Origin of the sequence: Coprobacter tertius (genome assembly GCF_024330105.1) — a bacterium.
In the GTDB taxonomy this organism is placed as follows: Bacteria; Bacteroidota; Bacteroidia; order Bacteroidales; family Coprobacteraceae; genus Coprobacter; species Coprobacter tertius.
Genome location: NZ_JANDHW010000017.1, coordinates 23,373 through 45,596 on the forward strand (window position 1 = coordinate 23,373; position 22,224 = coordinate 45,596).

At 38.3% G+C, this 22,224-nt stretch carries 18 protein-coding genes, 1 tRNA gene and 1 pseudogene; 10 read left to right on the forward strand and 10 right to left on the reverse strand.

Annotated elements, in window-relative coordinates:
• The first annotated feature begins 41 nt into the window (after positions 1-41).
• Positions 42-182 (forward strand): hypothetical protein, encoded by a 141-nt coding sequence (locus NMU02_RS12720; protein WP_255028334.1) that lies wholly within the window; start codon positions 42-44, stop codon positions 180-182.
• On the opposite strand, the gene NMU02_RS12725 is transcribed toward NMU02_RS12720, so the two are convergent.
• Complete coding sequence (locus tag NMU02_RS12725; protein WP_255028335.1) at positions 179-598, reverse strand: hypothetical protein; 420 nt, start codon at positions 596-598, stop codon at positions 179-181. The two genes, NMU02_RS12720 and NMU02_RS12725, sit on opposite strands and share 4 nt — an antisense overlap.
• A 178-nt stretch (positions 599-776) precedes the next feature.
• Positions 777-1,571 (reverse strand): basic secretory family protein, encoded by a 795-nt coding sequence (locus tag NMU02_RS12730; RefSeq protein ID WP_255028336.1) that lies wholly within the window; start codon positions 1,569-1,571, stop codon positions 777-779.
• Positions 1,572-2,135: 564 nt separating this feature from the next.
• On the opposite strand from NMU02_RS12730, the gene NMU02_RS12735 reads away from it, so the two are divergent.
• From NMU02_RS12735 to NMU02_RS12745, 4 genes are all read left to right on the forward strand, one after another.
• Positions 2,136-2,627, forward strand: a complete 492-nt coding sequence (locus tag NMU02_RS12735; protein ID WP_255028337.1) for an RNA polymerase sigma factor — start codon at positions 2,136-2,138, stop codon at positions 2,625-2,627.
• 276 nt (positions 2,628-2,903) lie between these two features.
• Positions 2,904-3,992: an acyltransferase family protein gene (locus NMU02_RS13755; RefSeq protein ID WP_354003120.1), complete on the forward strand. Its 1,089-nt coding sequence runs from the start codon at positions 2,904-2,906 to the stop codon at positions 3,990-3,992.
• 496 nt (positions 3,993-4,488) lie between these two features.
• Complete coding sequence (locus NMU02_RS12740; protein ID WP_255028339.1) at positions 4,489-5,067, forward strand: DNA-3-methyladenine glycosylase I; 579 nt, start codon at positions 4,489-4,491, stop codon at positions 5,065-5,067.
• Between the two features lie 60 nt (positions 5,068-5,127).
• Positions 5,128-6,306 (forward strand): DUF418 domain-containing protein, encoded by a 1,179-nt coding sequence (locus NMU02_RS12745; protein ID WP_255028340.1) that lies wholly within the window; start codon positions 5,128-5,130, stop codon positions 6,304-6,306.
• Between the two features lie 269 nt (positions 6,307-6,575).
• Here NMU02_RS12745 and NMU02_RS12750 read toward each other — a convergent pair whose 3' ends face one another.
• The 8 genes and pseudogenes from NMU02_RS12750 to NMU02_RS12790 form a co-directional block, all read right to left on the reverse strand.
• The gene (locus tag NMU02_RS12750) at positions 6,576-7,142 is read right to left on the reverse strand and encodes a sugar O-acetyltransferase (protein WP_255028341.1); all 567 of its coding nucleotides are present in this window, start codon (positions 7,140-7,142) and stop codon (positions 6,576-6,578) included.
• 18 nt (positions 7,143-7,160) lie between these two features.
• A complete protein-coding gene (locus tag NMU02_RS12755) occupies positions 7,161-7,703 on the reverse strand; it encodes a flavodoxin family protein (RefSeq protein ID WP_255028342.1) in 543 nt (180 codons plus the stop codon).
• Positions 7,704-7,917: 214 nt separating this feature from the next.
• The gene (locus tag NMU02_RS12760) at positions 7,918-9,090 is read right to left on the reverse strand and encodes an iron-containing alcohol dehydrogenase (RefSeq protein WP_255028343.1); all 1,173 of its coding nucleotides are present in this window, start codon (positions 9,088-9,090) and stop codon (positions 7,918-7,920) included.
• 31 nt (positions 9,091-9,121) lie between these two features.
• Positions 9,122-10,189 (reverse strand): alpha/beta hydrolase, encoded by a 1,068-nt coding sequence (locus NMU02_RS12765; protein ID WP_255028344.1) that lies wholly within the window; start codon positions 10,187-10,189, stop codon positions 9,122-9,124.
• 30 nt (positions 10,190-10,219) lie between these two features.
• Positions 10,220-11,069: pseudogene (locus NMU02_RS13795) on the reverse strand (aldo/keto reductase).
• Between the two features lie 565 nt (positions 11,070-11,634).
• Positions 11,635-11,707 (reverse strand) — tRNA-Lys (locus NMU02_RS12780).
• A gap of 89 nt (positions 11,708-11,796) precedes the next feature.
• Positions 11,797-12,600, reverse strand: a complete 804-nt coding sequence (locus NMU02_RS12785) for an MBL fold metallo-hydrolase (RefSeq protein WP_255028347.1) — start codon at positions 12,598-12,600, stop codon at positions 11,797-11,799.
• Between the two features lie 91 nt (positions 12,601-12,691).
• A complete protein-coding gene (locus NMU02_RS12790) occupies positions 12,692-13,399 on the reverse strand; it encodes an SAM-dependent methyltransferase (protein WP_255028349.1) in 708 nt (235 codons plus the stop codon).
• 109 nt (positions 13,400-13,508) lie between these two features.
• On the opposite strand from NMU02_RS12790, the gene NMU02_RS12795 reads away from it, so the two are divergent.
• The 5 genes from NMU02_RS12795 (at position 13,509) to NMU02_RS12815 (ending at position 21,832) form a co-directional block, all read left to right on the forward strand.
• A complete protein-coding gene (locus NMU02_RS12795) occupies positions 13,509-14,918 on the forward strand; it encodes a methyltransferase RsmF C-terminal domain-like protein (protein ID WP_435522044.1) in 1,410 nt (469 codons plus the stop codon).
• Positions 14,919-15,054: 136 nt separating this feature from the next.
• Positions 15,055-15,501 (forward strand): NanQ anomerase/TabA/YiaL family protein, encoded by a 447-nt coding sequence (locus NMU02_RS12800; protein ID WP_255028351.1) that lies wholly within the window; start codon positions 15,055-15,057, stop codon positions 15,499-15,501.
• 54 nt (positions 15,502-15,555) lie between these two features.
• Entirely contained in the window at positions 15,556-17,589 is a 2,034-nt protein-coding gene (locus NMU02_RS12805) for an alpha amylase C-terminal domain-containing protein (RefSeq protein ID WP_255028352.1), read from the forward strand.
• 371 nt (positions 17,590-17,960) lie between these two features.
• The gene (locus NMU02_RS12810) at positions 17,961-20,438 is read left to right on the forward strand and encodes an ATP-binding protein (protein ID WP_255028354.1); all 2,478 of its coding nucleotides are present in this window, start codon (positions 17,961-17,963) and stop codon (positions 20,436-20,438) included.
• Between the two features lie 56 nt (positions 20,439-20,494).
• Positions 20,495-21,832 (forward strand): sigma-54-dependent transcriptional regulator, encoded by a 1,338-nt coding sequence (locus tag NMU02_RS12815; RefSeq protein ID WP_255028355.1) that lies wholly within the window; start codon positions 20,495-20,497, stop codon positions 21,830-21,832.
• Positions 21,833-22,224 lie beyond the last annotated feature (392 nt).

Consider the following 22,224-nt stretch of genomic DNA (forward strand, 5'->3'; position numbering starts at 1 on the left):
CCGGTGGGCTTTTCATAACCACCGGAAGATAATTTTTTATTATGAGTATTAAAGCGATGGTGCAACTCTTACCGGCCAACCAGTTTATGGGTGTACATCATTCCGTCATCGTACCACCCGAAAAAATGAATATTATCGATCGTAATCACAAAAAACCGGTAATCGAAAAAAGGCTTATTTAAACTATTTTTTCCGGAGAGAGTAAAATAAAATCAGTTAATCCTTCAGAAGAAGAATAATTCACCCCTATCCCCCACGAATTTTCATCATTTACCAACCTATCGACGACCCCATTATAAATCTTTCCATCTAACTTAAAACGCACCTTATCTCCGGGTTTTACGGTGGCAGGAATCTGAAGACTACGCAGAAAATCGAACACGACTTCATTTTTCAGAGAAGCCTCGACATACCATTCGAGAGAAGTAGAAAATAAATCACTGTCGAAAGGATACGGTCCCGACCACATCCTACCGGCAGGGGGAATTTCATGCATACCTGTTATAAAACAACGCGGATCGTGTACAGAAAAAGAAATAAACCGTAATTCGTTTTCGTGTGCCGCTTTCCAAAATTCAGATACAATTTCTACTGCCATATCGTCGATTTGATTTAATAAAAGACTGAATAATACATAACGCAAAGATAAAGAAATTGTTTTTCCGGATAAAAAAAGGAATTCCCTATAAATATATGTAAAAAACAATACCGTTTCTCTCCACGAAAAACGGCATTGCGAATTTTATAATAAAACGATCGATTGACAAATTACAAAATCAAGCTTTAATATCTCCAACAGCAACCTGATACTCGTTCCATAATTGATCGATCTGATACTCATCACCCAATACATGTTTTATGGCTGCATCAAATGACCAGGGTACCACTTCGAGAGTACTCCGATTAAACTTTTTCAGGAATTCGGGATCTTTCGTATCCCGTATCCAAACGAAAAAGAACCCGGCAGTCCGATAACCATCCATATAATTACCGCCTTTAGGACGATCTTCGGGGCCAAAACACCCGTTAGCAACCCTTACGGCATCGGCCATTCCTTCGATAAAAGCCCAGAAAGTTTTATTGGTAGAATAAGTACCTATACCTTGCGGCTCGAGCTGGTAAGCATGAGTCAATTCATGATACAATACGCCTTTCGTTTCATAATCGAGTTTAGCGGTATCGTTAGCGCCGAACGCACGCTCGATGTGTTGCGTACTGTAAAATATTTTTATATCGGGAGGGCAGCCGTCTTTTGCCGATACACCCGGCATATCTTCCAGTGTATATTCGATATTTTTTATCCCGGGAATACTATCATCGGGAGAATAATACAACGTAGATAATACCTGACGGGCTGCTTTAGTTATATATGCGGGAGCATCGGGTATGATGTGATGATAAATTTCAGACCCTTTCGTATCGGGTGCCAAATCTTTAAAATCGATCTCACCTACAAAATAATTATCCCACGGAGTTTCCTCCACCGACGATTTTTCGGTTGCCGAGTGGCCGCCACATGAAATAAGGGCCACTATGGCCGACAAAGCCATACTTAAATAAATCTTTTTCATTTCATAAAATTTTAGCACTTAAAATAATAGCAAGTCTCTTTCTATATAAAAATATTACGGAAAAGCCTACCTTCCGTAAATCTTCATTTTTACAGTTCGAAATTAATATTTTTGTCTTTTTAAGACAAATACAAAGAACTATTTTCTGATTCGTTACAAATTAGAAAGATATTTTTTGAAATTACAGAACTTTATCTAAGAAAATCATTCTACTAAATTAATAATATAGTTATTCAATAATCAATGGCATTTTTGGGGAGAATATCCCTGTAAAAGGCTTGTTTTAGTTTTCTATTAAGTTATATAGCATCAGAATCGAATTCAGTCCTTATGTTGATTAAAGATAAAGACAGTAAGCCTCCTTATGATCGATTATTTCACACGTTTTTTCATATCCGAAAGCATTCATCATAAAATAATAGGACAAACAATAAACTTTAAATCAAAATAAACTATATTGTTCGGATAATTACGGTATTTTACAAAATAACATTAAAAAAAGGGAACCGAAGTACTCAAATAAAGTTTACCGATAAAAATAATTTACCTTATTAAACAAACGATATGGGTAATTTCGATTTTGACAGTGAGTTGGAGAAAATTCAACCGAATTTATTTCATTATGCAAAGAAATTAACACACGACAATGATAAAGCCAAAGATTTGGTTCAGGATACCTGCGAAAGAATATTAAAGAACAAAAAATTATATCATACTTCAGGAAACTTTGTTGCATGGGCTTTAAGCATTATGCATAATATTCATGTAGATAATTGTCGACATAAAGAAAATGAAATCTATATCGAAGATATTCCTGAACAAGGATATGACATGAAAATAAATTTCGATATAGATGAAAAATATACGATGACTCATTACAATCGTCAGGTAAAGAATCTCAGCCAAACATGTCGTGCTATTTTAGGATTTCTTCTTCTCGAAATAAACGACTATAAATATATTGCCGAACAAATAAACATTCCTCCGAATTCAGTAAAGAAATATGTATTCCGCCTGAGAAAGAAAATGGAATTCTTAAAAGATATTCTAAAATAAATTAATAAAATAAACCAAATGCTTTATTGAAAAAATATACCCATTTAAAATTTAGCATATATCTGTATATATTAGATTTACCTTATTAAAAAGAATGAAAGAGGGAATTTTCTTAGCGAAAAACAAAAACAATTAAAGTATTGCCATAAAAAAACCTCATATATAAACAGATATTAAGGCAAACATAAATAAGAAATTATTAAATACAATTTTTATCTTTACGAAAGATGATTTATAACAATATTTAAAATTATTTATTTTATTAAATAATATATAATGAACTCCAGTGAACTGCAATCAAAAACAATTTCGTATTTAAGGTTTCCTCTTATTGTAGGAGTTGTTTTTATTCATAATAATATATCGACAATCAATATACAAGGAGAAGAACTTGTATTCGAAAATCCGCAATGGTATTATAATATCATATACCTTATCAACGATGCGATTGCCGGTATAGCGGTTCCTTTATTCTTTTTCATTTCGGGATATCTGTTTTTTTATAACGAAAACTTTAGTTTTGCAACTTATAAACGAAAAATAAAGAGTCGCACTAAAAGCTTGCTAATTCCATATCTATTCTGGAATTTATTGGGATTCTTGATTTTACTAATCAAACACTTACCACAATTTGCTGCATTTTTTCCCCGAATTGCCGAAATTAATATAACACCGGAGATCTTTTTTAAATCTTTCTGGGACTTTTATCCCCCCAATGAAGGAGGAATAAGTACCCCGATAAATATCCCCTTTTGGTTTATTCGAGATTTGATAATAATCGTAATTTTTACTCCGGTAATCAAATGGCTAATCACATATCTTAAATTATTTTTTCCGATTATTTTGTTTATATGCTGGTATTTCAATATCTGGCCCGATATCAGAGGAATAAATAGCGTAAGTGTTTTTTTCTTCAGTATTGGGGCTTACCTAAGTATCAACCGGCTGAATATCACCGATTGTTTCAAACCTCTTTTTATCCCGACGTTAGTCATATACCCGTTTTTAGCCTTTTTTGACGTATACTATCAAGGGGCAACTTATCACTCATACATTCATAATGGCGGGATCATGACAGGTCTGATAATGTCATTTAATATCGTATCTTACTTCCTGTCGAAACATAAAATACACGTAAATAAATTTCTGACCGACAGCAGCTTTTTTATATTTGCCATTCACTGCTTATTTATTAGCGAATTAATGAAAATTACAATAAAATTATTACAGCCTAATTCAGCTTATACACTGATCATGATTTATTTCTTAATCCCTTTTGTTACAATCATAATCTCATTATTTTTATACAAATTATCAAAAACACTTTTCCCGAAATTTACTTCGATAATTACGGGCGGAAGGTAAATGAAAGCTTAATTACCGGAATTATCTCCAACATTTTTGTAGTAGCGAAAAACAGATATAAAGATATCTTTAAATCAAAAATAGTACTTAGGGGGAAAAGTGACTTTTTTCCTCTGATAGATTTCCTTAATTCCAGATGATGTCGATATTTCTCCTTTCTCCTCTATTATTTTTTATACTTTTAATTTTTCGGCAATTTTATCCAATTCCTCATTTTTTCCGTCGCTTCATCGGGATAATCTTTTGCAGGTTAACGTCGATATGATCATTTTAAAATTAAATCAGTAGACAACAACAATAACATTCCATTTCTTACACAGGCCATATTTTCGTTTCCTTTTTTGTAGGGTCAAGATTTTTTTGATAATTTGCCGCTGTTTTTTCAAGATCCATCAAATACATAATTATTTTGGAGGAAAGAAAAAGCACTCTTTTTATTACTAACTGGCAATTTAATAGGCTCTTAATAATAACACAATTTTTATGCATTAAGATAATGAAAGACATAATAAACACACGTTGTGGCTGGGCAGGTACAGATGAACTGTATGTAAAATATCACGATGAAGAATGGGGCAGGCTCGTTATTGATGACAAAACTTTATTCGAGTTTCTGGTTCTTGAAAGCGCCCAAGCCGGATTAGCATGGATCACCATTCTCAGAAAACGAGAAGGATACAGAAAAGCCTTTCATCACTTTGATGTAGAACGAATAGCATGTATGACATCAGAAGACATCGAACAACTAATGCAATTTGACGGCATTATACGAAATCGTCAGAAAATTAAATCTACAATTACAAATGCAAGACTTTTTCTCTCCATACAACAGGAGTTCGGAAGTTTTTATAATTACATACTAACGTTTCTTCCCGGTAAAAAACCGATAGTCAATAATTTCCGGTCATTAAGTGAAGTACCGGTATTATCTCCTGAATCCGAAGCTATGAGCAAGGATATGAAAAAACGAGGATTCAAATTCTTCGGAGCTACTATTTGTTACGCATACCTACAAGCAACAGGATTCATCAACGATCATCTGACAGACTGCATTTGCCGAAAAATAAATAAATAAATAAGAAATTTCAATTCACATAAAGAATAATAAGTATTTAAAATCATCGATGAATAATCCATGGAACAACTCATCAACAAAAATTCTCGTATCGAGGTCGTAGATGCCTTACGAGGATTTGCCGTAATGGCAATCCTCTTGGTTCATAATTTGGAACACTTTATTTTTCCGGTTTATCCGACTAACTCGCCAAATTGGCTGAATATCTTAAATCAAGGTGTATGCAACGGAGTTTTTACCCTCTTTGCAGGAAAAGCCTACGCTATTTTCGCTCTTCTGTTCGGATTTACATTCTACATACAAAACAACAATCAAAAAAAACAGGGCAAAGACTTCGGCTATCGCTTTCTGTGGCGTTTAATACTGCTGGCCGGTTTTGCAACACTAAATGCAGCCTTTTTCCCAGCAGGAGATGTTTTATTATTATTCGTAGTGGTCGGACCCGTATTATTCTTTACACGAAACTGGAGCAACAAGGCCATTATTATTACTGCTGCCGTTTTTCTGTTACAACCCGTCGAATGGTATCATTACATCGCCAATCTGATAAACCCGGCACACCGATTGCCCAACCTCAAAGTAAGCGAAATGTATGCAGAAGTAGCGGAATACATAAAAGCCGGAAATTTTTGGGATTTCATTTTAGGGAACATTTCGTTAGGGCAAAAAGCCAGCCTATTATGGGCTATAAATGCAGGCCGTTTTTTCCAAACGGCAGGATTATTCCTATTGGGCTTCTATATCGGTAGAAAGCAACTTTTTGTTTCTTCCGAAAGCAATCTCCATTTCTGGGTAAAAACATTGATTGTTTCCGCGATCGCTTTTGCTCCTTTATATACATTAAAAGAACTTATTATGGAGAATGATACGATTATACAACAAACTGTAGGAACAGCATTTGACATGTGGCAAAAATTAGCCTTTTCGTTAGTCTTGATAGCCTCTTTCATACTTCTTTACCAAAACTATAAGTTCCGTAATGCTGTCGACAACTTACGTTTTTACGGCAGAATGAGTCTTACAAACTACATAACACAATCTATAATTGGAGCTATCATCTATTTTCCATTCGGTTTGTACCTCTCTCCTTATTGTGGATATACAGTCAGCTTATTAATCGGATTTTTCATATTCTTACTACAAGTGAAATTATGCAAGTGGTGGCTGTCGAAACATAAACAAGGACCATTAGAGTCGATTTGGCACAAATGGACTTGGTTTGGAACCTGTAAACGGTAACAAATAAACGCCCGATTAAACAACATTAAAAATTGTCTAATAACTTGTTTAAATTTTCGAAGAACAATGAAAACAGTACGTAGAATTTCCTGTCGATAAAAATATATTGTAAAAATCGTACCGTATGATCGATTATAGCAATAGGAATAGTTTCCGTCAAGTCAGTTTTTAGAAATGTATAAAAATCGAACACAGGAAAGTTCGCAAGAATAATACCCGGTATGGCCGTATTTTCTGCGATAAATACTTCCTGTCTCATCGTAAATATTTTACGGTTCGATCCTACGGATCGGTTTGGCCGGTATACCGCCTACGATAGTATTTGCAGGCACATCTTTCGTCACAACAGAACCGGCAGCAATAATGGCATTATCACCGATAGTCACACCTTGTAAAATGGTGGAATTGGAACCTATCCACACATTTTTCTCCACGATGATAGGAGCAGGAAACATTGAAACACGTGTTTCGGGAGCGATACCATGATTAAGTGTGGCGAATACGACATTGTGTCCCACCAGACAATCATCGCCCAACGTCACACCGCCATGATCCTGAAAGTGGCAGCAGGCATTGATAAAGACATTTTTCCCTATAGTAATATTCTTTCCGAAATCGGTATAAAACGGAGGAAACACACGGAAGGAAACATCGACCTCCTTGCCAAAAAGCAGGGAAAGGTATTCTCGTACTTCATTGGGTGTATGATAAGCGGCATTTAGTTCAAAGGTTATTTTTCGTGCTTCATTACTCATCCGATCCATGAATTCACAGATTTCGGGAGTATCGAGCGGAAGACGTGCGCCGACATGTTTTAAGAATGCTTCAAGTGTCATATTGTTATTTCTTATGATTTACCCAATACTTCGTCCCATATCGTATGCTTTTCGCAAGGCAAGATTTCCTTTAATCTCCCCGACATGCCATACGCCTCCACAGAATACAGAACCTTTTATTACAGGATTCTCCAAACAATCGAGAAACCCTTTGAAATTTAATATAATACGGTCCATTATCGTCGGATCATCCTCCGCAGCCGTAGCTATGAAATAAAATTCCTTGTCCGTCATTTCTGTGTAAAGTCCGCAACAACGGTCTATCAAAGCCTTCATCTGTGCACTCATCGAATAGAAATAAACGGGAGTCGCCATGACGATAACATCCGTACACAGCATTTTATCTATTATTTCAGATGCATCGTCATTTTGTGGACAGGGCTTTTTCCCCCGGCTACATACACCACATCCCAAACAGGGATGTATCTCCTTATCTCGGAGAAAAACTTTCTCTACTTCGTTATCGCCATCTACCGCACCTCGCAGAAATTCGTTGCAAAGCATATCGGAATTTCCACCACGACGTGGACTGGATGATAAAATCAAAACTTTTTTTGCCATATTCTTATTTTTTATTCTGTCGCAAAGTTCGGAAAAAAGCCTGATCCTTTTTGTAGATAAATTACGGATATTATTCCCCGTATATAACCTCGATTACAGATTTATGGAAAAACAGAGTATATCAGCATTTCATACCAGAATGAAAGCCATCAAAAAAAGCCCCCATTCGTAAAAATGGAGACTTTTGTCCGAATCTCATATATATGTCTTGCAGTTACAAACTTTCACGCAGGACAGAAAGAACATCTTCCCGTGTAAGCACTTTAAAACCTCCATTCATAATGAAAGTAGAATCGGCAATGCCTTCAAGCATATCTTCAGTAACGCCTAACGACGAAATTTCCGTAGCTACACCGATTTGTTTCATCCATTCCAGCAGAGCTTCTACACCTTCGTTTGCAAGCTGCTCATCCGTTTTGTCTGCTGCCGATATATCCCATACCGCAGTTGCGAAACGAGCAAACTTTCTCAATCCGTATGGAAGGATATGACGATAATAAGCTATGGAAACCCCAGACAGGGTCATACCGTGAGTGGCATCGGTGTATGCTCCTATAGCTTGGCCGATCATGTGCACCATCCAGTCTTGACTCTTGCCTTTACCGATAAGCGTGTTCAGTGCCCACGTCGATGTCCACATGATATTGGAACGCACCTCGTAGTCCTGCGGATTCTTTACCGCAATCCTACTGCTGTGTATGAGCGAGCGCATCAACCCTTCTGCCAGATAGTCGGATGTATTGTCATCTTCGCCTGAAAAGTACTGTTCCATGATATGGCTCATGATGTCGAAAAATCCAGCTACCATTTGGCGTAGTGGAACAGAGAAGGTATAGCGCGGATTGAGGATAGAAAATCTCGGCATGACATTCTCTCCGAATATCTTACCGATTTTGAGCTTCGTTTCATGATTCGTGATAACCGAACCTCCGTTCATTTCCGAACCGGTACCTACCATTGTCAGCACAGAACCTATCGGAATAATACGCAGGTTGCTATCCGGGTCTTCTTGTCGGAGGTAGTATTTTTCCCACGGGTCACCATCATACCATACCGAAACGCTGACCGCTTTAGCGTAGTCGATAGTCGAACCGCCACCGACAGCCAAAATCAAATCCACGTTATTCTCTCGCGCCAGCTTCACTCCCTCATAAAGCTTATCTGTCGTCGGATTGGGCATGACACCGGGCAATTCTATCACTTCTTTTCCTGCTGCACGCAATACAGACATCACTTCATCGAAAATGCCGTTTGTCTTGATAGAACCGCTACCATAAGTCAGTAACACTTTTGCACCATAATTCTTTAACTCTTCACCCAAATGTTTCTGAGCGTTATCCCCGAAATATAGTTTCGTAGGATTGTAATAACTGAAATTTCCTAACATTGTTCTTATTTTATCGGTTGTATTTATCTTATTATTTCAAATTGCTGTTGAAGAACTGCTCAATCTTTTCGAACGGTATCACTTGCAGATTATCATACAAATCCACATGGTTGGCCCCAGGAATAATCATCAGCTCTTTATTGTCACCTTTCAGTTTTTTAAAAGCATCCTCACTAAAATAACGGGAGTGAGCCTTTTCGCCGTGAATCATCAACACAGCGCTGCGTATCTCGTCGCTATAGGACAAAATAGGCATATTGATGAACGAAAGCGAAGAAGTCTTGTTCCAACCGCTGTTAGAGTTGAGTGATCGCTTATGGTAGCCGCGTTTGGTCTTATAATAGCCATAATAATCTTTCACGAATTGAGGTGCATCATCTGGTAGTGGATCAATCACCCCTCCGGCAAGTGTATACGAACCATTGCGGTAATCTTCGGTACGCTGAGCATTAAGTTGCTTACGTAACTCGTAGCGGGCATCGGCATCCATTATATCATTGTAACCATTGGCATTTACACGGCTCATATCATACATCGTAGCCGTTACCGTCGCTTTGATTCGGGTATCGATAGCCGCCGCATTGAGCGCCATACCACCCCAACCACAAATACCGAGAATACCGATACAATCCGCATCCACGTCATCACGAGTAGCAAGATAGTCTACCGCAGCGCTAAAGTCTTCTGTATTAATATCCGGTGAAGCCACATAACGAGGCTCACCGCCACTTTCACCCGTATAGGATGGATCGAAAGCAATCGTAAGAAATCCCCTCTCTGCCAGCTTTTGAGCATACAACCCCGAAGATTGCTCTTTCACCGCACCGAACGGACCGCTGATGGCAACTGCCGGCAGTTTACCATTGGCGTCTTTAGGAATATATAAGTCAGCGGCAAGCGTGATACCGTAACGGTTGTGAAAAGTAACTTTAGAGTGGTGTACTTTATCGCTCAGAGGAAACGTCTTGTCCCATTCTTGAGTCAGGTTCAATTTCTTTTCCATATTCCTGTTTAAATAATTGTCTGCCGCTAACAGATTGCCTGCGGCACAAAAGCATATCGCCATTGCCATACATAAGATTTTTACTGAATTTTTCATTTACATAAGGATTAAAGAGTCTTTGTTATTTCAAACTTGTAAGTAAGAGGGGGCCAGATAACTGTACAATCGCCTTACCTCACTCGGTCTTTGTGTGTCGAGTATCGTGGGAATATCTTTGTCAAGGGTAGCTATATTCCTCATGTCTTCCTCGTCAAGCGAGAAATCCCATATATTGAAATTTTCCACCATGCGTTCCTTATGAACACTTTTGAAGATAACTGCCACTCCGTGCTGGATATTCCAACGAAGCATTACTTGAGCTATAGTCTTTTCATATTTACAGGCAATGCCTGCAAGTACAGGATCGGAAAATGTTCCTTTTAATCCCTCGGCAAAAGATTCCCGCGCTTCGGGTTGTATACCCAACTCGTGCATCACGGTAAGTTCCTCTTCGCGCTGGTAATGGATGTGCAGCTCGATTTGGTTTACTGCCGGCACTATATCGAAGTTATAGCTCATGTCAATCAACCGTGACAGAGAAAAGTTGCATACGCCGGGATCGGATGCTCCCCTCTTGATGGTGTTTCTCCATAGCCCGACACGAACCGTAATAGTCGCCGAATGGCATGTGCACAAGATAGAGGTCGAGGTAGTCCGGCTCGAGTTTCTTCAGCGAAAGGTCGAATGCTTTCAGCGTACGGTCATAACCCGCATCGGAAATCCACACTTTAGTTGTGAAGAAAAAATCTTCACGTCTTACACACGAATTCTGCACTGCACGACCTACGGATTCCTCGTTATTATACGTCATCGCTGTATCGATCAGACGGTAACCCGTTTCAACGGCCATCTCGCATACATTGGAATCTTCTATTCGGAATACACCGAAACCCAGCATCGGCATTTCCATTCCGTTGGATAATACGATATTTCTCATTATTCTTTATATTTCATTAGTTCCTTTCGCGGGATATTGCAAAATTCGGCATTTCTATATTTCCCGTTTGTAGATAAATTACGGATATTACACTCCGATTATAACCTCAATTACAGATTTTATAATGTAGTACAGGGCGATAGTGTAAAAATAGGCCGGAATGCGGTAGTGATGAAACTCTCTTTTCATGGTTATCGGAGGGGATACCATCGAAGATGATGTATTGGTAGCAGTCCAGATACAACTCATCTCAAATAATCATAATTTATACGATCAACAGATTTTGACCTGCAAACCTGTCCGACTGAAACGTAACTGCCGAATCGATAGAATATCATAACAGTAAAATTACTTCTTATTAAAGGTAGAATTAACGATATGATGAAAAATAAAAGATATAAAGACAATATATAAATAAAATTGCCATGATTTTTACTACAAACTACCGTCTTTTTTCTGTCTTTTTATGGCTCTCCAAGCAGACAGATAAAAACGAAAAAGTCCTTAGATAACTGTATCTAAGGACTTTAAGCGTCAAGTCAGAGACTTTAAAGACTGTTTCCTGTGACCCCGGAGAGGCTCGAACTCTCGACCCAATGATTAAGAGTCATTTGCTCTACCAACTGAGCTACGGAGTCATGATCTTAATCGGTTGCGGTTGCGGTTGCAAAAGTAATGCTTTTTACAAAAGCCGCAAAGATTTTTTGAAAAATTTTATTTCGTTTTTTTACTCGAATTCGTAATATTCCGAAGGATGATTTCGTTTAAGAGCTACGAGCTGAACATCTTTTCCTACACGTATGCCCTGTTGAAACAACCTGTATTCTACAGTCTTAAAAGCCAATTCGGGATGATTATTTTCCCGACTCAGATGGCATAAAAATATATATTGCAGGCTTTCGTTAAAATTTGTCGCCAAAAACTCGGCCGTATCATCATTACACATATGCCCGTTAGGATTGGTAATGCGACGTTTTAAGTGCACCGGATAATTTCCCTGTTCGAGCATTTCACGATCATAATTAGATTCGATTACCAGGTAATTCGCAGCTTTGAGATAACTTGCCACACATTCGGTAATATGGCCGAGATCGGTGGCAAAAGCAAATTTATGATTATCCAATTCGATAAAATAGCCGATATTATCAGTTCCGTCGTGAGGTACTTCAAAAGGAGTAATTTTAAAATCTCCTATATTAAAAGATATTTCTTTATGAATAATACGCCCTGCAGAATATATTTTCTCAGTCATACAATAACTACGGTTCATTCCATCTAAAATAGTTGAGGTCGTATATACCGGAATACCGTATTTTTCCCCCAAACATCCGGCCGATTTGATATGATCGGCATGATCATGAGTAATACATAATCCTAATATCTTTTCGAAAGGTATATTATTCTCTTTCAATGTTTTCTTTATAGTACGAATACCGATTCCGGCATCTATCAATATTCCATATTCGCCGGCCCCGAGATAATAACAATTACCGCTACTGCCACTGGCCAGACTTATAAAACGTAAATTCATCCCGTCGTTTATCCTTTTTAGTGTTTTCGTATAAAAAGGTACAAAGATACATTTTTAAAGGCAAAATCTCGGTCCCGAAAGCGAATAAATATCATTTATACAATAAGAATATACAGGGTCTTTTTTGTAAATCGATCTTTTCGCGGCTCCACTGTTTCAATGTCCGGGTACGTATGTATTCATTCTCGCAAGTTATATCAGCAGCAATGCACAAGCGTGTCTGAGGACGACAGGTTCTAATGAGATCTTCCAACAATTTATGATTCCGATAAGGAGTTTCTATAAAAATTTGTGTCTGACTTTCGCTATAAATACGCTGTTCGAAGGTTTTAATCGCCCGATTACGCTCTCCCCCCTCGATAGGCAAATAACCGTGAAACGCAAAATTTTGTCCGTTAAAACCCGAAGCCATCAACGACATCAATATAGAAGAAGGCCCTACCAATGGCACAACCTTATACCCCGCATTCTGAGCTATCGCAACAATATCGGCCCCAGGATCGGCTATCGCAGGACAGCCGGCCTCTGAAATAATACCTATCGAAAATCCCTTTGCCAACGGATTCAAATATTCAGCTATTTCCTCAAGACGAGTATGCTGATTCAACGTATAAAATGTAAGAGAATCAATTTCAATATCGGGATTCGACTTTTTCAGGAAACGACGTGCCGTACGTACATTCTCTACAATAAAATGCGATATACCGCCAATAACTCTCTGGTTATAGGCGGGCAAAACCTTGTCGATAGTAGTTTCACCCAGCGTCACGGGTATAAGGTATAATGCTGCTTCTTGCATATTTTAAATCTATTTTCACTGCAAAGGTAGGGTTTTCTACCGAAAAGGGAACAAGTGATATTTCTTTCGGATAAAAATAATTATTTTTGTCAGAAAAAGCACACGTATGATAACACTTCCTGATGAGTTTATCGTCCGCAACCGACGATTATTAGGAGAGAAGGAATATAATCTATTCGAAGCCGCATTACAAAAAACTCCTCCTGTGAGTATAAGAGTAAACAAAAGAAAAAACGGTTCCCGTTTTTTCGGACAAAATATCGTACCTTGGGAAGAAAATGCTTTTTATCTCGAAGAAAGACCATCTTTTACCTTCGACCCGTTATTTCATGCCGGAACTTATTATGTACAGGAAGCCTCATCGATGTTTTTAGGACAAATACTCGAGCAATATGTAAAAAAACCGGTACGCTATCTCGATCTCTGTGCTGCTCCGGGTGGAAAATCTACCCAAGCTATCGATATACTATCCAAAGACAGCCTTATTATATGCAACGAAATACTTCGCAGTCGAGCTAATATACTAACTGAGAACGTAATCAAATGGGGACAACCCAACTGTATCGTCACCAATAACAATGTATCGGATTTTTCTTATTTACATCACTATTTCGATGTGATTCTTACCGATGTTCCCTGTTCGGGAGAAGGTATGTTCCGCAAAGATAACGGAGCGATTACAGAATGGTCATTAGCAAATGTAAATCGTTGTTCCTCAAGACAAAAAGAAATTCTTTCTTCTACTTGGGACCTGCTGCGTCCCGGAGGTTTGTTTATTTACAGTACCTGTACTTACAATACCGAAGAAAACGAGGATACGATTATCTGGCTGCATGAAAATTACGGAGCAGAAGTATTACCGGTAATTACTAAACAAAGCTGGGGCATAAAACCAGCCTTAAAAGGGAACTTTCCTGTATATCGTTTTATGCCCCATGCAACGAAAGGAGAAGGTTTTTTTATAGCTGTACTCCAAAAACCAGACAGTGAATCTTGCACACATCGGGAAACACTAATTTCGGCTGCGTTAAAAAAGAATAAAAAAAAGAAAAATAACGGACAACGGCAAACATCGGATAACGGATTATACCACTATATTTCGGAAGCAGATAACTTTGTTTTCGAAAATAATGAAGAGCGTTCGTTTGCTTTTCCAAAAGTTTACGCAAATGATCTTATTTTATTGTCGGATCGGCTCAACCTGTTACATGCTGGTATTCCACTGACTGTTTCAAAAGGGAAAGACAAAGTACCGGAACACGCTTTGGCACTTTCTTCATATATCAATAGAAAAAATTTCCCTACGGTAGAAATCGATATCTCAACAGCTATCTCTTATTTACGACGTGAAACCATTACCATTCCCGAAGGATACCCCAAAGGATACTTATTGGTTATATTCAAAGATACGCCGTTAGGTTGGATCAAAAACATCGGTAATCGTACAAACAACCTCTATCCTCAAGAGTGGCGTATTCGCAGCAGCCATTCCCCGGAAAATACCGAACATTTTTTATGAAACAACAAGGTTCAGAAAATCCCCGTTAAATAAATGGCGGACGATAATCGGAATAACAAATATTTTTTTAAATTTGCGTACGGCCACCGGTAGTTGACAATGGCAAACCGGATGCCCTTAACTTAATAAACGCAATATGATATTAGACTCTTTAAGTAATTCTGCTACGATAGAGCAGTTACATCCACTGTTTAAAAAAGCATTCGATTACCTTAAATCGACTGATTTTTCAAAAAAGGAAGCCGGAAAAATTCTTCTCGACGGTGATAACCTTTATGTAACAATTGCCGAACCAGTGGGGAAAAAAGAAAACGACGCTAAAATTGAAACTCATTTTAAATATATAGATATACAAATGCCTCTTACAGCAACCGAAACAATAGGGTGGAAAGCGGTTGCCGATCTAAAAAAAACAGCAGTGCCTTATGATGAGAAAAATGACATTACTTTTTTCGACGACATTCCCTCTGCTCATATCGACGTAACACCCGGAAATTTCGCTATTTTTTTCCCAGAAGACGGTCATGCACCCTGTATCGGGAATGGAAAATTCAGGAAAGTAATTGTCAAAGTACGCATCTGAACCATCCTCCGACAAAACGGTTAAACAGTTTCCTAATTAAAAAAATCCGTTTATATGAAACGACTGAATTTAGTAAAAAACGACCCGTGGCTCGAACCCTATAACGATACGATCGAATTTCGCCATCGGTTAACGGTCGATAAAAAGAAAGAACTCACACAAAAAACGGGATCACTCTCCGATTTTGCAACAGGATATCTGTATTTCGGCCTTCACCGAGATAAAGATGGATGGGTCATTCGAGAATGGGCACCCAATGCTTCGGAAATATATCTGATAGGAAATTTCTCTGAATGGAAGGAGTTACCGCGTTATAAATTCAAAGCTAAAAAAAATGGAATTTGGGAACTAAAATTAAAGGCTGACGAATTACATCATCTCGATCTGTACAAACTCTCGATGCACTGGCCGGGGGGACAAGGAGAACGTATTCCGGCATGGGCTACCCGAGTCATTCAAGACGAAAAAACATATATATTTTCGGCTCAGGTCTGGAACCCTGAAAAACCGTACCGTTTTAAAAAGAAAAAGTTCGTGCCGCAAACTTCACCTCTTCTTATTTACGAATGCCATATCGGAATGGCACAAGAAGAAGAACGGGTGGGAACTTACGATGAATTCAGACGAAACGTACTTCCCCGTATCGCAAAAGCAGGATACAATGCTATACAAATTATGGCAATACAGGAACATCCCTATTATGGCTCGTTCGGCTATCACGTCTCGAGTTTTTTCGCACCGTCTTCCCGGTTCGGGACACCCGACGATCTCAAGCATCTGATAGACGATGCTCATGCATTGGGAATCACTGTCATAATGGACATCGTACATTCACATGCCGTAAAAAATGAAGTAGAAGGTTTGGGCCGGTACGACGGATCCTACAGTCAGTTTTTTTACGGAGATGGAAGACGGGAACATCCTGCCTGGGACTCACTCTGTTTCGATTATGGGAAAAATGAGGTGATCCACTTTTTACTGTCGAACTGTAAATATTGGCTGGAAGAATATAACTTCGACGGTTTTCGTTTCGACGGGGTAACCTCTATGCTTTATTATAATCATGGCTTGGGCAAATCTTTCAACGGATATCCCGACTATTACGACGGCGGACAAGACGAAAACGCAATCACTTATTTATCGCTGGCAAACGAGCTGATTCATGCCGTTAATCCTAATGCCATCACAATTGCCGAAGAAATGAGCGGTATGCCCGGACTCGCCGTACCGACAGAGGACGGTGGTATCGGTTTCGATTACCGTATGGCAATGGGTATTCCTGATTTCTGGATAAAAACCATAAAAGAAAAAAAAGACGAAGACTGGAAACCGGCGACCATTTTTTGGGAAGTCACCAATCGGAGATCGGATGAAAAAACGATTAATTATGCAGAAAGTCACGATCAAGCATTAGTAGGAGATAAAACAATCATATTCAGACTTATAGACGACAAGATGTACTGGCATATGATGAAAGGTGATAAAGATTTTACCGTAGATAGAGGCATGGCTCTGCACAAAATAATCAGATTGGTAACATTATCAACCATCAATGGTGGCTATCTGAACTTTATGGGAAATGAATTCGGACATCCCGAATGGATCGATTTTCCCAGACAAGGGAACGAATGGTCATATAAATATGCTCGACGACAATGGAGTCTCGTCGATCGGGAGGACCTTAAATACCAGTATCTTGCAAATTTCGACGCCGCCATGATATCTTTAGTAAAAGGAATAAAAAATTTCGAAAAAATACCGATCGAAAAAATATGGGACAACGAAAGTGATCAAATATTAGCCTTCCGTAGAAAAGATTTGCTGTTTATTTTCAATTTTCATCCTGCAAAATCCTATAGCGATTACGGAATTCTCACCTCAAAAGGAGAATATCGCACTGCTCTGAATACCGATTCGCCTCAATTCGGAGGATTCGGACTGATAGATGAATCGATCACTCATTTTACCATTCCCGATCCTTTGTATAAAAAAGAAAAAAAGGAATGGCTAAAACTATACATACCGGCACGGTCGGCAATGGTATTGAAACTACATAAGAACATAAAAAGCAAAAACAATAATATTTAACATATATTTACTTTTACATATTTTACGCAATAATCATTTATAATTCAATATAAGTGCAGTTTACAGAAATTAAATGTACTTTTTACACGTAAAAATATATTATATAACATACTTTTAAATTTTGCAAGTATCCAGGAAAAATACATCTTTGCATGTATTAACCTAAAACAATCTTTTTTACCTTAAAAATTAATACCTATTGAAAACCTATAAAAAGGAGCTTTTTCTCAAAAGCTCCTTTTTGATAAATACCTCTTTATTCCTAAACCGGTTACATAAGAATACGCCCCTTTTCCTTTTTTATTAAAGTAATACTTAATTTTCAAAATGGATTCTATAACTTAGCCGTTCGAATAACAGAATTCCTGGCAATGAAAAAGTTCTCCTTTATACGCACCAAAGTCGCAGTAGGTTATTTATCACTTATCGCCTTATTACTTATTTCATTTTACTTTATTTACCGAGAAATATCGTTTCTTTCGGCGACCAGCCGGTATGAAACCGAACTGAACGAAAAACGAAAGGTCATCAACCGCACTCTCACAGGATTATACCGTGTAGAAGCAATCGGGCAAACCCTGATGACCGGTAATTTTAAAGATTATTCGTTATATCGTAAGTCGGTTAACGAAACAATGAACCAACTTGATTCGCTACGTACTTTCACAACAGATAGCTTACAGATAGAACGTATCGGGAACATCGTTTCTCTCCTCAAACAAAAAGAAAAAAATGTATTGGCATTGGTAAGTACCATCGCTTCCGATGAAGAAGTAAAAATGTATGAAGAAGGGTTTGTTAAAATAATGTCACAGCAAGACTCGCTTATTAAAGAACAAAAAAAACAACTCGAAGTTATCAGGCAACAAGACTCTCTGCTCAACCGGCCAAAACCGAAAAGATTTTTAAAAAGATTGGCCGAAGCCTTTTCTTCCGAAAAAGAAGTCTCTCCCGTACAACATATCGAAATAAACTCCAGCACCGACAGTCTTTCGGCAATCAATTTAGAATTGAAACAACGTATCAGCGATCGGCAACAAGAAATACAAACTTTTATATCCGATAAAAGCAACCGACTCAAAAGAGCCAACCAACGACTCGATGCACAAATAGAACTTACCATACGCGAATTCGAGCAAGAAGAAATCGCCGGCATCCTCGACAAAATAGACAAACAGCAAATAATAAAACGACAGGCCATACAAACCATCGGAACCATCGCTACAATTTCCGTATTACTGGCTATTATTTTCATCATAATAATACTCCGGGATATTACACGGAGTAATCGTTATCGGGCGGCTCTGGAAGAAGCGAACCTACAGGCAGAAAACCTTTTACAAATAAGAGAAAAGCTAATGCTTACGATTACGCATGATTTTAAGGCACCTCTCGGATCGATTATCGGATATGCCGATCTCTTATCAAGACTCATACAAGAAAACCGGCAACGATTCTATCTCGACAACATGCGCCAATCTTCCCAACATCTTCTTCGTCTGGTAAACGAACTTCTCGATTTCCACCGGTTAGATTCGAAAAAAGCAGAAATAAATTCTGTCGTTTTTTCTCCGGACCGGTTATTTGAAGAGATTAAAAACCGATTTACTCCTCTTGCACAGAAAAAAGGTCTCGAACTTATCTATGAAACAGACGGAGACATTACAAAAACATTTGCCGGTGATACTCTCCGCATCACACAAATTGCAGAAAACCTTCTTTCTAACGCCATAAAATTTACCGAATCGGGGCACGTTACCTTATATGTAACCATTACCGGGAGAAAACTCTGCTTTACGATAACAGATACAGGATGCGGAATCAGTAAAAACGATAAAGAAAAAATTTTTAGAGAATTTACTCGTTTACAAGGGGCCCGGGGACAAGAAGGCTTCGGCCTCGGATTATCCATTACACTCAAACTGGTAGAATTGTTAAAAGGTACGATCGATGTAGATAGTGAAGAAGGTAAAGGAAGCCGATTTTCGATTGAAATACCTCTTCTGTTTGCGAACCGTACCAACGACGAAACCTCTGCAGAAAAAGAAAAAACATTACCCATACTTACCGGGAAAAACCTAAAAGCACTCATTATCGATGACGATAAGCTACAACTCGATCTTTTCTCTGCCCAACTAAAACAGCTGGGAATCGACTCTACTCCCTGTTTGCAACCAGACGAGTTATTCGCATTCCTGAAAAATGAAAAATACGACATTCTTTTTACAGATATGCAGATGCCTGGCTCCGACGGATTTGAAATACTAAACCTTCTGCGAAACTCAGAAAACGTCAGAGCAAATAATATTCCCGTAATAGCCGTGACCGCCCGAAGCGACATACAAGAAGAAGAATTACAAAAAAACGGTTTTTCGGGAATTCTTTACAAACCGGTCGAAATAAAGGCTTTGGCTGCAATTATCGGACGCTCGATTCCCGATGCTTCCAACAAACATTCTATCCACAAACCCCAAGAAAAGGATTCTTCACAAATTCATTTCGATGCTCTTACCGCCTATTCCGGAAACGATCCTCAGGCAGCCGCTGAGATCATCGGTTCGTTTATTGATGAAAACCGAATGAACCGAGAAAATATCCAGCAATCTGTTCAAGAAAAAGATATGCCCGCTATCGCCCGTACGGCACATAAAATGCGACCTCTTTTTTCATTAATAGGTGCTACCGAATGCTACACTCTGCTATCATGGCTCGAAGACAATAAAGAAATGCCGTTTAATGAAACCGTAAAAGAAAAAACCGACGTATTGTTATCAGAAATAGACCGAGTAATAGAAAATGCCATTTTATATAAAACGAAAGTATTGTTAAAAGAAAGCAGCGAGAAATAGGCCGGTTTCTTATTTTCATTAAAAACATATAACTTTGTATAGAAAGAAATGTACCGATGAAAAAAATTCTGATTGTCGAAGACGATATAACTTACAGCCTGATGCTTACTACATGGCTTAAACGGAAGGGATTCGATGTAATTTCTACCGGGAAAATTTCTGATGCCCGGAATTCAATATCTAATCAGTCCCCCGATCTCGTTCTTTCCGATCTCAGATTGCCTGATGGCGACGGAATCGCCCTCCTACAATGGATGAACGAAACTAAAATGCAGGTACCACTCATCATCATGACGGGATATGCAGAAATACAAACAGCTGTACAATCGATAAAATTAGGGGCGAAAGATTATATTGCAAAACCTATAAATCCGGAAGAACTCTTACAAAAAATCAACGATACCCTCACACAACATATACAAACAGAACCCGTTCCTCAAAAGAAAAAACAAGTCCCCACCTCTACCGCTCCCATGTTTCTCGAAGGAGAAAGCGACGTAGCGAAAGAATTATATCATTACGTCAGTTTGGTCGCACCCACTCCCATGTCGGTACTTATCAACGGAGCCAGCGGAACCGGAAAAGAATATATAGCACATCGTATACATCAATTAAGTAATCGTTCAGAAAAAACATTCATTGCCATAGATTGCGGAGCAATTCCACGTGAATTGGCCGCTTCAGAATTCTTCGGTCATATAAAAGGATCTTTTACCGGTGCGTTGAACGACAAAACCGGAGCCTTTGAAGCCGCCAATGGCGGTACCCTGTTTTTAGATGAAATAGGAAATCTCAATTACGAAACACAAATACAACTTCTGCGTGCTTTACAAGAGCGAAAAATAAAACCGATAGGATCTAACAAAGAAATTCCGGTAGATATTCGTTTAATCACAGCAACAAACGAAAATCTCGAAAAGGCAATCGAAAAGGGGAATTTCAGAGAAGATCTCTACCACAGAATAAATGAATTCACCCTTTATATGCCCTTATTGAAAGAACGAAGGGAAGATATACTGCATTTTGCAAACTTTTTTCTCGACCAGGCAAATGCAGAACTGGGTAAACAGATTATAGGTTTTACACCCGAAGCCTCTTCGATACTCATCAATTTCCCATGGCCCGGAAATCTACGGCAAATGAAAAACTGCATTAAAAGAGCAACATTACTTGCCCGCAACGAATTCATTACACCTCAAGATCTCGGACCCGATTTTACATCTGCTCTTCATCCGGTAAACGAAACTATGGCACTTAAAAACCCCGAAACAGAAAAAGAGCGAATATTAGAAGCTTTAAAAAAAACCGGTAACAATAAGAGTAAAGCTGCCGTACTACTTAACATCGACAGAAAAACCTTATACAACAAACTGAAAATTTATAATATCGACTAACCGGAAAATATCCTCATGCCTTAACGCATTGTATTTATGTAGAAGAAATCTACAACATTGTAGAAATTTTCTACATTTTTTATATCTACCTCCAACGAAATAAAAACATATATATTTCTGAATATCTGACATTTAACAACATATCATAACTTTGGCATCCACTTTGAAATATATCAAGCAAAGACAAACAACAAAAGAATCTATAAACTTCTAACCATTCTGAATTATGAAAAAGTTAATTTTATCAGTCGCAACATTTATGTTCATTTGCAGTTTCTCATCAGTAGTAAACGCACAGGACCCCGTTAAACCGTGTCCTACCGAACAGAAAAAAGATTCTACCGATAATAAAAAACAAACTCCGGAAGAACCTAAGAAAGATGCCGGATCAA